The sequence below is a fragment of the Solitalea longa genome, from assembly GCF_002920915.1.
Taxonomy (GTDB): Bacteria; Bacteroidota; Bacteroidia; order Sphingobacteriales; family Sphingobacteriaceae; genus Solitalea; species Solitalea longa.
On record NZ_PQVF01000019.1, the window covers coordinates 1 to 14,024 of the forward strand.

Annotated in this window: 11 protein-coding genes and 1 rRNA gene; 8 read left to right on the forward strand and 4 right to left on the reverse strand. The window is 37.1% G+C overall.

Annotation, left to right across the window (positions count from 1 at the left end; all coding sequences use genetic code 11):
* Window positions 1-685 precede the first annotated feature (685 nt).
* Together C3K47_RS18505 and rrf are read right to left on the reverse strand one after the other, a co-directional pair.
* Window positions 686-2,776 carry a M48 family metalloprotease gene (locus C3K47_RS18505; RefSeq protein WP_103790655.1) on the reverse strand — a complete coding sequence of 697 codons (2,091 nt, stop codon included), beginning with the start codon at window positions 2,774-2,776 and terminating at the stop codon, window positions 686-688.
* Between the two features lie 496 nt (window positions 2,777-3,272).
* Window positions 3,273-3,384 (reverse strand): 5S ribosomal RNA (gene rrf, locus C3K47_RS18510).
* 356 nt (window positions 3,385-3,740) lie between these two features.
* Here rrf and C3K47_RS18515 point away from each other — a divergent pair.
* The 6 genes from C3K47_RS18515 to fabV all read left to right on the forward strand — a co-directional run bounded on the left by C3K47_RS18515 (window position 3,741) and on the right by fabV (window position 10,153).
* The gene (locus tag C3K47_RS18515) at window positions 3,741-4,634 is read left to right on the forward strand and encodes an outer membrane protein assembly factor BamD (RefSeq protein WP_103790709.1); all 894 of its coding nucleotides are present in this window, start codon (window positions 3,741-3,743) and stop codon (window positions 4,632-4,634) included.
* Window positions 4,635-4,650: 16 nt separating this feature from the next.
* Window positions 4,651-4,971 (forward strand): DNA-directed RNA polymerase subunit omega, encoded by a 321-nt coding sequence (locus C3K47_RS18520; RefSeq protein ID WP_103790656.1) that lies wholly within the window; start codon window positions 4,651-4,653, stop codon window positions 4,969-4,971.
* 116 nt (window positions 4,972-5,087) lie between these two features.
* A complete protein-coding gene (gene coaBC / locus C3K47_RS18525) occupies window positions 5,088-6,290 on the forward strand; it encodes a bifunctional phosphopantothenoylcysteine decarboxylase/phosphopantothenate--cysteine ligase CoaBC (protein WP_103790657.1) in 1,203 nt (400 codons plus the stop codon).
* On the forward strand, window positions 6,283-7,188 hold the full coding sequence (porD, locus tag C3K47_RS18530) for a type IX secretion system protein PorD (RefSeq protein WP_103790658.1): 906 nt from the start codon (window positions 6,283-6,285) through the stop codon (window positions 7,186-7,188). Before coaBC ends, porD begins: the two co-directional genes overlap by 8 nt.
* Before the next feature lie 50 nt (window positions 7,189-7,238).
* Window positions 7,239-8,906, forward strand: coding sequence for a DNA repair protein RecN (recN, locus tag C3K47_RS18535; protein ID WP_103790659.1), 1,668 nt, complete (start codon window positions 7,239-7,241; stop codon window positions 8,904-8,906).
* 56 nt (window positions 8,907-8,962) lie between these two features.
* Window positions 8,963-10,153, forward strand: coding sequence for an enoyl-ACP reductase FabV (fabV, locus tag C3K47_RS18540; RefSeq protein ID WP_103790660.1), 1,191 nt, complete (start codon window positions 8,963-8,965; stop codon window positions 10,151-10,153).
* Between the two features lie 75 nt (window positions 10,154-10,228).
* Here fabV and C3K47_RS18545 read toward each other — a convergent pair whose 3' ends face one another.
* Window positions 10,229-11,641, reverse strand: coding sequence for a DUF4403 family protein (locus C3K47_RS18545; protein WP_103790661.1), 1,413 nt, complete (start codon window positions 11,639-11,641; stop codon window positions 10,229-10,231).
* Window positions 11,642-11,841: 200 nt separating this feature from the next.
* On the opposite strand from C3K47_RS18545, the gene C3K47_RS18550 reads away from it, so the two are divergent.
* Window positions 11,842-12,657, forward strand: a complete 816-nt coding sequence (locus C3K47_RS18550) for an enoyl-ACP reductase FabI (protein WP_103790662.1) — start codon at window positions 11,842-11,844, stop codon at window positions 12,655-12,657.
* A 22-nt stretch (window positions 12,658-12,679) separates the two neighbouring features.
* Here C3K47_RS18550 and C3K47_RS18555 read toward each other — a convergent pair whose 3' ends face one another.
* Entirely contained in the window at window positions 12,680-13,360 is a 681-nt protein-coding gene (locus tag C3K47_RS18555; RefSeq protein ID WP_165784739.1) for a hypothetical protein, read from the reverse strand.
* Between the two features lie 49 nt (window positions 13,361-13,409).
* Between C3K47_RS18555 and C3K47_RS18560 the strand changes: the two genes are divergently transcribed.
* Window positions 13,410-13,997 carry a TlpA family protein disulfide reductase gene (locus C3K47_RS18560; protein ID WP_165784740.1) on the forward strand — a complete coding sequence of 196 codons (588 nt, stop codon included), beginning with the start codon at window positions 13,410-13,412 and terminating at the stop codon, window positions 13,995-13,997.
* Window positions 13,998-14,024 lie beyond the last annotated feature (27 nt).

Genomic DNA, 14,024 nt, shown 5'->3' on the forward strand with positions numbered 1-14,024 from the left:
ACCGAAGTTTCTTCCCCGTTTCGGGAGTGCAAAGGTGAAACTTTTTATCGTCTCTGCCAAATTTATTTTAAAATAATTTTGAACCCTTTTTTCTGACCTGCTTCCCTTATCGCTTTCCCCTCTTCTACCGGTCAACCACCCTTTCAATCCTTTCCGCCCTCCTTCCGATTGCGGAGTGCAAATGTAGAAACTTTATCCCTCCGGCCAAACTCTTTTTCCCTTTTTAGCCAATACATTCCCTAAAGAGCTGATCGTGTGAGAGAAAAAGTTATAGTACGCCCCTGGTGAGGGCTCCAAATGGCTCCGTTTGCCCCAAAACTAAACCTGATTGCAGTGAAAAGCCCTTGTGCGAAAGCCCCCTGCAAGGGTAAAAGGCTTGCAACGCAAAGCAGGACCGTAAAATGTTGACTGAAATAGAACTGGCGTTTACTTACCTATTTATAGAATGAAACAATTTAACAATACAATATGCCGTGCAACTTGGTGCCCCCTGTGATTATCAAAACCTTTATCTATACAACAATTTAGCAATCTAGCCAGGTCCTAAACAAACGAACTTCTTGGCGTGAACCAATACAAGAGAGGGATATCTAAAATTGCGCCTTTCACTTTCCTTCAGATCAATAAACAACAAACCCCGCATTACTGCAGGATTCGTATAAAATTTGCAGACTCCGGCTTTATGCTATCTGTTAGCAGATTCCAACTCCGTTTCCTTAAGAACTACGAGCGCTGCCATAAAGTTTAAATAATCCTTTTTTACTTTTAACATTGTTTTTGATAACAATATCTGATAGCAATTAATTCCCTTCATCATTATATCCAACGCCTCTTCATCATATTTAGGCCTTTTAAAATAAACTAAGTCATTAGACAGATATTTGTGAATATCCTCGCCAATTGTACCATTCAACTCTAATTGAACAATAGTTGAATTACTCATTTTCTCTAGTTCTAGTTTAAAGATGGTCTCTAGCTTCTTTAAATCCAGAATTTTTTGTTCAATCTCAACAAATGAAGTTGTTTCATAAATGAAACGAGAGGCATTAACCATGTCTATATACATCTTCTCTCTTATACCGTATTCTAAATCTGTTTCATTATATAAAAGTGCATGTTTCTCAAATTCGTCAAGTCTACCAAGTTGCGCTGACCTTTGTTTAAAATAAAGATAGATGCACTTATCATTTTTAGTGATCTCAGCTTTCAAACGCTGTGCTTCCTTTTCTAGATTAGCAATAAGCTCAGAACATTCTTCGGGAGTATAACGGTTTCCGTCATAATCGAACGATTTAACTTCAACCGTTCTCTCGTAAATTTGCTTTATGAAAGCAATATCAGCTTCCAAGGAACTGCAGGTATAAATCAGGTCAATTACTTCAATGTTGAACAACTGATCAAAATAAAACTTAAGATCTTTTTCTTCTATTTTTAAATCATTTAAAGCTTTACCAGTCAACGGATTTCTATTATCATAATACCCATTAAACAAATCATTAAATGAACTTTCATTATATCGCGAGGAAAATTCAGCCATAAACTCATTAGAGTTTATAAACGTCCCCTCTTTTGAATATTCAACCGTAGAAAACACATGCTCCGTCAATTGATGCTGTAAATTGTCAGGGTCGGAAAATAAAACCCAGGCAGTATTATCATTATTCCTATTGGTATCAATTTTGAGTTTCTTCAGGGCAGCAACCCTATCGATAGTAGAGGGGTGCGATGCCCACTGGTCTTTTATGACCAATTTCGATTTATTATACCTGCTTAAATGCTGAATGTCTACTTGAGGAAGATTTTGTTTAAATGGAAGTTTATTAGCAACAGCCAAAAAATTCATTACATCAAATTGCTGATCATATAAATTTTTTGTTTGAACCGCTTCGTTAATTTTTGCATCGTAATAACCGAGTACTGTTTGATAGGAATGGTGGGCTAAATCCAGACGTAATAAAGAGGTTATTAATGGTCTAGAACCAGTAATGCGGGCTGCAACCTCATCTGCATGAAATTCCATCTCCCTCGACAAGCTCATATAGCTTAAATTAACGACAGTATATACCTTTTGAAGTATCCATTGAATTCCGACAACAATTTTTACTGCGCCATTTACAAAGATGGAAAAATAACTACTCGTATTTGCCCATTTTTGAGCAAGTTCCATATACGAATCATTATTATAGAGCATATTATAAATTACTCTGTTAACATTGTACACATAACTACCAATCTTCATAGTTCTTTGTGAAAAATGACCAAATTCATGCGCTAAAACTGCCTTAAACTCCTCCTGGCTTACAGAATTTACTAAGCCTAAACCAATTTGGAGATCCTTTTTAATTGGAAGAAACATGCTCCAAAAAGTGGAATCATAAAACACAGCAGCATTCACATCGTTAGACAAATAAATTCTCTTAGGGAACGATGTATTCGTTTCCTTAACAATCTCCTGAATAAATTCAAATAAATCAGGTTCTTGTAAAGCCGTAATTTCAATAAGATGCGAACGATCAACAGTATGTTTTTGAGCAAGAAATTTCAGTAAGAAAATAATTGTTAATAAACCCATGCTAACCAAACCCAAACCAATCATTAAAGTAAAAAAGGTAGGCTTGAATTTAATAAGCATTATACCGGCAAAACCACATAAAATGGTAAGGCCAATTGCTAAGATTATCAACAAAATATAAGTAAATCCAAAAAAGAAAATACTTGAGATAGCTCTAATTGTTTGTTTTTTAAAATTGATAGATGTAACTGCTGTTCCTTTCATATAAACAATAACGACAAAGGCCACAAGATAGACAGCGGCTGCCTTTTTTGAAACACCAAAATGAAACAAAACAGGAAATTAACTGAAAGTCAATAAGAAAGAGATACAGTTAAATTTCAGAATAAAACCGAGTAAATTCACTAAAAAGAAAACCAAAGGTAGGACGCTATTTAATTAGTTTCGTCCCGCTTTCCATTTCAAGTCCTCACCCTGGGCCACAAGCTACGGCTTCGTTCCGGGCTTTCCATTACAATCGGGTTTAGGGTGGACAGGTAGTATGCCATTTATTAGATGTTGGAAATTGCTAAATTGTTCTATTGTCATATTGTTAAAAACTAAACCACAGCGTTGCCCAAAGTACTTTACCCTGTGAAAGCCTTTACGCCTCTGCACCTCTGCGGTTATCCTTTTATAACCATACAACAATTTAGCACTTTGACCATTTAGCCAAGGCTATAAACAACAAAACCCCGCATTGCTGCGGGGTTCCTATAAAAATCGGCACCGACCTACTCTCCCACCTGTTACGGCAGTACCATCGGCTCTGGCGGGCTTAACTTCTCTGTTCGGAATGGGAAGAGGTGGACACCGCCGATATAGGCACCTGAATATTTNTCTATATATTATATTATATAAATAAAGTGCACTGGTTAAAAGAAAAGCTTGCTACGAAAAGCAGGACCACAGGATGTAAACAGAAATGGAATGAGCGTTTACTTATTATTAATGAATTTGAGCTTGAATAATAATACACCCTATGTATATAATAATAGGTATAAACTTATCTATATCTATTGCTCATCTATATATTATATTGCGTATAAATAAATTCAGCTATATTAATAAGAAAGAAGCGCATGCTTCGTTTAAGTTATGCTGTATAGAAATAAATTAAACTGATACAGTAAACTATTTAACCAATTGATATAAATAAAATTAAATCTATCTTTGCAGGATGTTCAAAATGGAGTCAATAAAGCGCATATACATATTTGGAGCTATTTCTTTGATTGCTCTGGCAAGTTGCAAGAGTAATTATGAGAAATTGAAAGAGAGCGGCGATAATTTACAGAAGTACGAAAAAGCTGTTGAATACTTTAATAAAGGCCGTGACGCAATAAAAAACAAAAAAGGTGGAAGTTTTGCTGCTTTCCAAAAAGCGCATGATCTATATGAGTCATTGTTGATCCCTTATAAAGGAACGGCTAAAGCAGAAGATGTAGCTTACGGAATGGCCTATAGTACTTATTATTTAGGTGCAGATTTAATGGAGGCCCGTTTTCAGTTTAAAACACTTGCTGATGAGTATCCGAATGGTAAGTATGCAGAAGAGGCGCGTTTTATGGCGGCTAAATGTTTGTATGAAGAGTCTCCATCGGCATTCTCATTGGACCAGGCAAATACCTATAAAGCATTAGAAGCAATTCAGCTGTTTGTAGAGTTGTATCCGGAAAGCAAAAAGCTTTCGGAATGTAACCGGATGATTGACGCATTGAGAAATAAGTTAGAAAACAAGTCTTTTCAAAATGCTAAATTATATTTAACAATTGGTGAGTATAAATCGGCAGTGATTGCTTTCAGAAATTCATTAAGAGATTACCCTGATACGCCTTATCGCGAGGAGATCGAATACCTAATTATAAAAAGTAACTATTTATACGCTAAAAACAGTATTGAAATGCGTCAGGAAGAACGTTATAATATTACTGTTGATTCGTACAATTCATTTATAGAAACTTTTCCGGAAAGCCGATTCCTTAAAGAAGCAAAACAATATTATACTGCTGCATCAAAAGAGCTGGAATCTATTGCCAAAGCTCAGCAAGCATCAGAAAACAAACAAGTAAATAATCAATAACTTAGAATATACGCATATGTCTAATTTAAAAAGCAATGTTCCTAATTCAACCGTTACCCGTGACGTGAGAATGCTTGATAAAGATACTGAGAACATTTACGAAAGTGTTGTTGTGATTTCAAAGAGAGCAAACCAGATCGCTTCGTCATTGAAAGAAGAGCTTGGTAACAAGCTTTCGGAATTTGCAACATCAAATGATAATTTGGAAGAAGTATTTGAAAACAGAGAGCAAATTGAGATCTCTAAATACTACGAACGCCTTCCAAAACCTACCCTGATTGCAACTCAGGAATTTCTGGAAGACAGAGTGTACTTTAGAAATCCTACCAAAGAATAATAAAAAAAGGGGCAATAGTAACTATTGCCCCTTTTTTATTCCTCCTTTCCCATCTACTTGCGATAATCTTATTTCTATTCCTTTGTATTAATGCAATTTTCCCGCATTTTTGATAAATGCTAACATCGAAAAAAATATTAATTGGTATTTGTGGAAGTATTGCGGCTTATAAATCGGCTGAACTTGTGCGTTTATTTATAAAAGCAGGGGCCGAGGTAAAAGTGATCATGACCCCAGGTGCTGTTGAATTTATAACTCCATTAACATTATCAACACTTTCAAAAAATCCGGTAAATATTGATTTTGTAAAGAACAGCTCCGGCGAATGGACCAACCATGTAGAACTAGGTATGTGGGCTGATGCTTTTATAATAGCTCCCGCCAGCGCCAATTCGATGGCAAAATTTGCTAATGGTATTTGCGACAATTTGTTATCGGCAGTTTATCTGTCAGCCAAATGCCCTGTATATTTTGCTCCTGCCATGGATTTGGACATGTGGAGACATCCTTCAACCCAAAAGAACATTGGTAAACTTCATGCCTACGGTAATACCTTAATTAAACCGGCTCATGGAGAACTTGCAAGTGGCTTGATTGGTGAAGGACGAATGGCTGAACCTGAAGACATTTTCAGTTTTATTGAAACTGAGCTCATGGTCAACAAATGCCTACAACAGAAAAATGTACTTGTTAGCGCAGGACCTACTTTTGAGGCAATAGACCCGGTTCGATTTATTGGCAATCATTCGAGTGGAAAAATGGGTTATGCTTTAGCAGAAGAACTGGCTCTACAGGGAGCACATGTTACTTTGGTTAGCGGCCCCACTCATTTACAGGCGCAGCATAAAAATATCAGAACCATTAAGATTACCTCAGCTAAAGAGATGCTGAATGAATGCACTCAACTATTTCCTGCTGTTGATATAGCCATAATGAGCGCTGCCATTGCCGATTATACCCCCGTTGAAGTTGCTGATAAGAAGATTAAAAAAACTGAAAGTGAGTTTTCAATTGCTTTAACAAAAACAAAGGATGTTTTAGCCGAACTCGGCAAACTGAAAAAAGAAAACCAGCTTTTGGTTGGCTTTGCTCTTGAAACTAATAATGAAGTGGAGAATGCCAAAGCGAAGCTGGATAAGAAAAACCTCGACTTTATTGTTTTAAACTCTTTGAATGATAAAGGTGCCGGCTTTCAGAACGACACCAATAAGATTACTATCTTAGATAAAAAAGGCGGCATTGAAGAGTTTGATTTAAAATCGAAAACTGAAGTAGCCAAAGATATTGTTCATAAAATTGTATCCCTTCTGCATGCTTAAACGAATTATCATTCCATTTTTAGGAGCTATTCTCTTATCGGCTAGCTGTTTTGCCCAAGATCTAAACTGCAGAGTTTCGGTAGTTTTTGCTAAAGTTTCTACTCAAGACACCCGTATATTTCAAACCCTCGAAACCCAGATCACCAATTTTATAAACGGCAAGAAATGGGCAAATGATAATATTCAGCCTCAGGAAAAAATTGAAGCGAGTATAATAATTACCGTCAACAATTGGGATGGAAGCTCTCAGTTTGATGCCAGTGCCCAAATTCAATCCTCGCGGCCGGTTTATGGAACTTCATACAACACACCTGTATTAAATATCCAGGACAGGGATTGGAAGTTCACTTATTCTGAGCTGGAGTCTCTTGAATACAACGAAAACTCTCCTAACAACAGCAATCTGGCTATGCTGCTTGCGTTTTATGCCAATATAATTGTTGGAATGGACTACGACACCTTTTCGTTAGAAGGAGGAACTCCCTATTTCACTAAGGCCCAAAATGTAATTAACCAGGCGCAAAACTCTCCGTTCCCCGGATGGAAAGCTTTTGAAAACAATACCAATCGTTATTGGCTATCCGAAAATTTATCGAATACCATTTTTAAACCAGTTAGAGATGTTAGCTATATCTACCACCGTAAAGGACTGGATACTTTCAATGGCAATGTAGATAAGGCACGAGTGGACCTTTTGAATGCACTTTTACTATTAGAACGCCCTTATCGAGATAAGCCTACTGCTTTTATCTTTCTGATATTTTTTACAGCCAAGAACGAAGAGATAGCTGAAATTTTGCAAAAAGCTGATCCAACACTGAAAACTAAAATATTGGCTTTGCTCAAAAATGTTGATCCATCGAATTATAGTAAATACGAGCAAGGGTCTAAAAATTAAACGATCTATTTTTATACCTTAGCAGGTCAAATTTTAGTGCTGTATTTATTGTGATAAACCGCATTTCCATACGCAATTACGCCATTATTGATCAACTCGACATTGAGTTTTCCAATCATCTTTCCATTATTACCGGAGAAACCGGTGCCGGAAAATCGATTATACTTGGTGCTTTAGGCTTAATATTGGGCGAACGCGCCGATTCAAAATCATTATTTAAAGACGATAGCAAATGTGTTATTGAAGGTTCGTTTGAAATTGAGAAATACGGCCTGAAGGACTTCTTTGCTGATAATGACATTGACTATGATGTTAATACCATTATCCGTAGAGAGATAACTGTTGATGGTCGTTCGCGGGCTTTTGTAAATGATTCACCAGTTAACCTTACTTTACTTAAAGAACTGGGGGAACAATTAATTGATATTCACTCACAGCATCAAACGCTACAGATCAATTCCGCGGCATTTCAATTACAAGTTGTTGACGGCTTTGCCCAACATAAAAACGAGGTTGAAATCTTTAGAAACGATTTTAAAGCGTACAAGAAGAATCAGCTTAAATTAGAAAAACTGATTACCCAAAGTAATGAAGGCAAAACAGAGATCGATTATCTTCAGTTTCAATTTAATGAATTAGAAGCTGTGAAATTGATTGATGGCGAGCAGCTGGAACTCGAAAACGAGCAACAATTGCTGAGCCATGCCTCTGAAATTAAAAGCAGTTTGGGCAATACCGTTTATATACTAGACGAAAGTGAAACACCTGTATTAGGCCAACTGAAAGAAGCTATTCATCATATTTCGACCTTAGAAAAATATAACCCTTCAATTGTTAATATTGCGAACCGTTTACGCAGTGTTCAGATTGAGCTGAAAGATGTAAGCACTGAAATCGCTGCTTTAAGTGATCGCACGCTAATTGATCCGGAGAGGCTCGATTTTGTAAATGAACGCCTGGATCTTATTTATCGCCTTCAACAAAAACATCGCTTAGCTTCCATAAAGGAGTTACTAGAACTTCAGCAGTCATTGAATGACAAGATCAATAGTTTTAATAATGCTGATGAAGAAATTGAGCGCCTGAAAAAACAACTGGAGCAAGAGTTCAAGCAAATTATTGTAAAGGCCGAGAAAATTTCTTTACAGAGAAACAAAGCCCTTAAAGATGTAGAACAACAGGTAACTACCCTATTAAAAGAATTAGGGCTTGTAAATGCTGTTTTCAAAATAGAAAATACACCGCTTGAAAATCATCAGGTAACCGTTAATGGTCTTGATCAGATCAAATTTTTATTTTCGGCTAACCAGGGTTTTAATCCTCAAGAGCTAAACAAGGTTGCCTCAGGGGGAGAGCTTTCGCGATTAATGCTGGCTATTAAAGGCCTTTCCGCTAAATACAATGCCTTACCAACCATCGTTTTTGATGAGATTGACACGGGTGTTTCTGGTGAAGTGGCCAGAAAGGTTGGAAACGTAATGCATAAATACGCCGAAAACATGCAGGTAATTACTATTACTCACCTACCACAAATTGCCAGTAAGGGCCAAACCCATTTCTTTGTTTATAAGGAAAATAAAAACGGACATACTTCAACAGGTATAAGGAAACTTAGCCATGATGAACGCATAAAAGAAATTGCCGTAATGCTTAGCGGAGAAAATCCGGGTGAAAATGCATTACTAAATGCTAAAGAATTATTAACCCAAGTCAATTAAACCAAAAATGCTGAAAAGACCCGTTCTTTTCAACTGAAAACAAAACAGACAGTAACATGATAATTGAACCTAAAATGCGTGGATTTATTTGTTTGACTGCACATCCTAAAGGTTGTGAGCAGAACGTAATAAATCAGATCAACTATGTAAAATCAAAAGGCCAAATTGAAGGCGCTAAGAAAGTGTTAGTAATTGGTGCTTCTACAGGATTTGGACTCGCATCTAGAATAACAGCTGCTTTTGGCTCAAACGCTGCCACTATTGGTGTATACTTCGAAAAACCTCCTCAGGAAGGAAAAACTGCTTCTCCGGGCTGGTATAATACTGCCGCATTTGAAGATCAGGCTCATAATGCCGGTTTATATGCAAAAAGCATTAATGGTGACGCTTTTTCAAATGAAATAAAACAGCAAACTATTGATCTTATTAAAGCTGATCTAGGCCAAGTTGATTTAATTATCTACAGTCTTGCATCGCCGGTACGTACGAATCCTAAAACAGGAGTTACCCACCGTTCGGTATTAAAACCTATCGGTCAGCCATTCAGCAATAAAACCGTTGACTTCCATACGGGTGTTGTTTCTGACATTACCATTCAACCATGTAATGAAGATGATATTGAAAACACCGTTGCTGTAATGGGTGGTGAAGATTGGGGAATGTGGATTGATGACATGAAAGCTGCTGGTGTTCTTGCTCCTGGAGCCACCACTGTTGCTTATTCATACATTGGCCCAGGCCTAACAGAAGCCGTTTACCGGAAAGGTACTATTGGCCGTGCAAAAGATCATTTAGAGGCTACAGCATTTGCTATTTCTGATAAATTGAAAGATTTAAACGGAAAAGCGTACGTTTCGGTGAATAAAGCATTGGTAACTCAGGCGAGCTCGGCTATTCCTGTTATTCCATTATACATTTCATTACTTTACAAAGTGATGAAAGAGGAGAATATTCATGAAGGTTGTATTGAGCAGATCCAGCGTTTATTCCAACAACGCTTATACAATGGAACAAACGTTCCTTTAGATGAAAAGGGCCGCATTCGTATTGACGACTGGGAAATGCGCGATGACGTTCAGGCGAAAGTTTCAGATCTATGGAAACAAGCCACTACTGAAAGCCTTTCGGAGTTAGGTGATTTACCAGGATACAAAACCGATTTCCTTAACTTATTTGGCTTTGATGTTGATAAAGTAAATTATCAGGCCGATGTAAACGAAATGGTGGAAATTTCAGGTTTGGTATAAGTATCAAAATATATTAAAAAGAAGAAGGGTTCGTATAATTATACGAACCCTTCTTCTTTTATCAATCTGGTAAAATTACATGCCTTCAATTTTAATGGCCATATTTCCTTTGGCCACTACTGTAGCCACTATAGCATTTTCAGTTAAATACGTTTTATCAGGACTTAAATCAGAAATTTTCCCTTTAACAAAAACACCTTTAGAGATCTGATAATTATTTAAATACGATTGGGCCTTAGCCATTGATTCTTTCATCTGATCGGCAATGGAGAATTTAGCCTGACTTTCGATCATTTTAGCAAATGAGCCATGCGCAAGCCAATTTGCCGCTTTAGCCAATTTGTTCTTCGTATCCAATTCAAAGTCGACCTGCTGCAAACTAATTTGTTGCGTTTTAGGATCGTAAACCGGCACACCTGTTAAATAAACAGTCGCATTTAAAGAGCCGGATAAAGTTAAAGCTGTAATGAGCTTCCCATTATTTCCCCAAAGATCAATTTTCTCAACTTTCACCTTTTTTTTACCATCCTGAAACTCATAAACCTTGCCTCCTATTGATTGCTGGAGCAGTTTAGCGGCATTATCATACCTTACAAATGAAACCACATTAATATTGAAGTCATCTGTAATTTTTGGAACATTATACATTTGGGGCTCGAACTTAGTGGCGCTTGTTACCGGCTTTTGTCCAATTGCTGTTTCAATATATGTTTTCAAACCCAACCCTAATTTCAGTTGTTTATTTACAACACTCGGCGGTGTAGCATAAAAAGACTGTGGTTCGAAATTGATCCAGGTGTTATATTCTTTTGAAACTTCCATTGGGGTGGTCAGCTTTTTAAGCGCATCCACAATTTGTGGTTTAAAATCGATGTTTTTCTCTACCTGCTCATCAACCATTTTAGCTATTCGAGTTTTAAACATGCTGATAGCCGGATTTGCCAAATAAGTAACCGGAATGTCTTTCCCCATCACCTTAACAGTAGGTGACTCTAACCAGTCGATTGAGTTAATAGTAGTTACACTCGACATCTTCCAGTTATTTACATTTAGTTTTGAAGTCAGGTTAATTTTTGCCGTAAGTTGAACTTCCCTGAAATCAGAAAGTTTAACGCCGAACTTCTCTACCTCCCAGCCTACATTGGCCCAAACCTTAATGGGCAAAACAATAGTAAACTCATTCCCGTTACCATCCACCTGAATGTCGCCCACTTTCCAAACTTTGAGCATAACATTGTCCTTGCTATTGTTCTCAAGTGAATTATCCTCATACAATAAGCCGGTTAATTGCTTATTAATTTGAGTTTGAATTTCCTTAAGTGACATTTCAACCGGTAATTGAATAGTTGAAAGCTCTTTGGTATAAATTACATTGGTTTTAGAATAATCGGCGGCTGGCTTAACTGGTTTTAATGCAGTTGTAGCACATGAATTAAAAAAAAGAGCAACCGAAACAAGAAGAAGGCTGCGACGAAAGTGATGAATCATAGAAGATCTATTAATACTTTGAGCTGTTAGTTAACAGGAGTTAAAACTTGGCGCAAACTTAAAACAAATCGATCGGCTAAGAAAATAAATCGGCAACATTGTCCCCTGATCCTCATAGATGGAATGTAAGTCTTTTGTAAGGGGGAGATAAATCAAATAATAAAACTATTTTTGGCCCTCAAATTAAAACTATTTATCTCATGGCTTACAATTTATTAAAAGGTAAACGCGGTATTATTACCGGTGCATTAGATCAAAATTCTATTGCATGGAAGGTGGCCGAAAAGGCACATGAAGAGGGAGCTACCTTTGTTTTAACTAACGCCCCTATTGCAATGCGCATGGGCGAGATCAACACCTTAGCTGAAAAAACAGGTTCTAAAATAATTCCTGCTGATGCCACCAATGTTGAAGAATTGACTACTTTGTTTACAGAGTCGCAAGAGATCCTGGGAGGTAAGATTGACTTTGTCCTGCATTCTATTGGCATGAGTGTGAACATTCGCAAAAACATTCCCTACACCGAATCGAACTATGACTATTTTATGAAAGGAATAGATGTTTCGGCCATGTCATTACATAAAATGTTAAGTGTAGCTAAAAAACTCGATGCCATCAATGAATGGGGTAGTGTTGTTGCCTTAACATATATGGCCGCTCAGCGAACCTATCCTTTTTATACCGACATGGCTGATATTAAAGCTATGTTAGAATCCATTGCCCGTAGTTTCGGCTATCATTATGGAATGGAAAAGAAAGTACGGATCAATACTGTTTCTCAATCACCAACAAAAACCACTGCCGGTAGCGGGATTAAAGGTTTTGGTGATTTCTATGATTTTGCCGATTCCATTGCTCCTTTAGGTAACGCTGATGCAGAATCATGTGCAGATTATTGCATTACCTTATTTTCTGACTTAACTCGTATGGTTACCATGCAGAATCTGTTTCATGATGGAGGTTACTCCTCAACCGGAGTGAGCACTGAAATTATGACCAAATTAGGTATTCAATAAAACAATATAATTAAAGGCTCCACTACGGAGCCTTTGTTATTTTTTGCACCTCATTGAGCCATTGTCTCACTTGTTGTTGCCATCGCTGCTGTTCCGATTCAATCAAGCCATGCCTCGTTTCATTATCATACTTTTCCTGTAAACGGTTCATCTCTCTATAAGCCTGAATGTATTGATATTGAATAATGCTATCATAATCGGCATCGAGTTCCGTTTCAAGTAAGCGCTGTTTAAATCGTTCGGTAATCAGGTAAGTAATATCGAAATGACGTTGTTCATGCTGCAGGGCGTAAGTAGTTTGCGAGTAACTGTGGACCCATGAAAATGGTTTAACAAAATAAACCTCCAGCCTGACAAAAATAACAGCTGTATCGCTGCTGTACTTTATTTTACCGGTATAGCCGAAACCAGTAAATGCGGCAGCAGAATAAGAGCTTGTTGTTCTTGGTTGGGCCTTAAAATCAGTCCAAACCAATGGCCGGTTAGCACTATAAAATAGCGTATCGGCAAGGTCACCGGTTCTGTTTTCAAAAGCCAATTTATAGAACCTTATATCTCTCTGTTTTTTAACATTTTGCGCAAAACCACACAATGAATACAGAAAAAGTAAAGAAAAAAAGACAAGTCTGGCTTTTTTTAGCTGCCCTGCTATACGAAAAATGCTTACTGATCTTAATGAAATGCTTAAAAGGCGTTTATGCATAATTACGGCAAACTATTTGTTGATCATTGCAAAATTTTTACCACAAAAAATGAAACTGCTCTCCAAAATTTTCAAAGTTACCTTCCCCCTATTTATCATTGTTGCCTGTGGTTTTGCGGTTTATCTTTCGATCTCTTTAAAATATACGGATTCTAACGATATAAAATTCATCCGACCAAATCAAAAATTAACTTCATTTAATGACATTAAAAATTTACCGCAACTAAAAAACAAGGTGGTAGTAGTTGATATCTGGTCGGTGAACTGTGCACCCTGTTTAAAGCAACTGAAAACCGCGTACGATTTCAAGAAAAAGATCGCAAGCAATGACGTGGTATTTTTATATATCTCTTATAATAACCGGTTCAGGCTCGATCGCCATCTAAAATGGAAACAACTAATTGGCGAAAACAAGTTATTTGGCTACCATTTGGAGGTTGAATCCAAACTTTATGATAAGATCTGGACAGACATCAATTCATCTACTTTAAACTCTGTTGCTGTTCCTCGTTATTTGATCATTAACAAACAAGGTTTAATTATAAATAATAATGCGGCCGGCCTAAGTGCACCCCAGCAGTTTTTACAACAAATTTTAGCGGCTGTTAACTCCGCTGAACAAATAGTATCCAGGTAAAATCAATAATTCTTATTTTTTATCTTC